Genomic DNA, 1336 nt, shown 5'->3' on the forward strand with positions numbered 1-1336 from the left:
CGTCCACTACCCGCTCACGCAGATCCTGGCTGTAGGGTCGGCCCATGCCCTGCTCCTCATCTGGAGCGCGCACTGAATCAGCCCAACAGCCTCGCGTGAACCCCAACTGTCCGATTCAGCTCAAACCGAAAACGCTCTAGCGACACCATTATGGAGAAGATACGATCACAGGAAGCCGATGGAGAACCAGGGGACGAGGATGATGACGAGCAGTCCAACCAGCAGGGCCAGGATGTAGCCGACGATCGGGCGCATCCCGGCGTCGGGGTGGATCCGGCTGATGGCGCAGGCGGCGTAGTAGCCGACGCCGAAGGGCGGGGCGAACAGGCCGATGCCCATCGCGAGGATCACCACCATGGCGTAGTGGACCTCGTGGACGCCAACCTGCTTTGCGATCGGGAACAGCAGCGGGCCGAACAGCACGATGGCCGGGATGCCCTCAAGCACCGAGCCCAGCACGATGAAGGCGGCGGCCGAGACGAACAGGAAGCCGAGCGCGCCGCCGGGCAGGCCCTTCATCACCTCGGCCAGCGTCTGCGAGAAGCCCGATTGCGTGAGCGCCCAGGCCATGCCGGTGGCTGCGCCGATGATCAGCAGGATCGCCCCCGACAGGGTCGCGGTGGTCACCAGCATCGGGTAGAGCCGCCGCCAGTCGAACTGCCGGTAGACCAGCAAGCCCGCCAGCGCGGCGTAGACGATGCCGATGGTGGACACCTCGGTGGCGGTGGCGATGCCCTCGACCACGGCGAAGCGGATCACGAACGGCAGCGCGAGCGCGGGCAGCGCCACGATGAAGGCGCGGCCGATGACCCGGCCCGAGGGCCGGGCGACGTGGCTCAGGTCCTCGCCGCGGTAGCGCCACCAGACCAGCGCGCAGAGGGTCGCGGCGAGCACGAGGCCGGGCAGCAGGCCGCCGGTGAACAGGGCGGTGATCGACACGCCCGTGACCGAGCCGATGGTGATCAGCACGATGGAGGGCGGGATCGTCTCGGTCTGGGCGCCGGTCGTGGCGAGCAGGGCCACGAGGTCGCCCTCCCGGGCGCCGCGCGCCTTCATCTCGGGGAACAGCACGGGGGCGACGGCGGCCATGTCGGCGGCCTTCGAGCCGGAGATGCCCGAGACGAGGTACATCGCGCCGACCAGCACGTAGTGCAGGCCGCCACGGACATGGCCGAGCAGGCTCGCCAGGAAGCCCACCATGGCGCGGGCCATGCCGGTCATCTCGATGAGCAGGCCGAGGAACACGAACAGCGGCACGGCGAGCAGGATCAGGTGGCTCATGCCCTCGTCCATGCGCCCGACCACCACCATCGCGGGGGCGTGGGTGGTCAGCGTG

The 1336-nt window shown here is 69.0% G+C and carries 1 protein-coding gene; it reads right to left on the minus strand.

From position 1 onward, the window contains the following. Positions 1-165: 165 nt before the first annotated feature. Positions 166-1336, minus strand: a 1171-nt coding sequence (locus MKK82_RS09470; protein ID WP_243985445.1) for a TRAP transporter large permease, incomplete at its 5' end; no start/stop codon positions are given.

The organism is Methylobacterium sp. E-046, assembly GCF_022829625.1.
GTDB classification, from domain to species: domain Bacteria; phylum Pseudomonadota; class Alphaproteobacteria; order Rhizobiales; family Beijerinckiaceae; genus Methylobacterium; species Methylobacterium longum.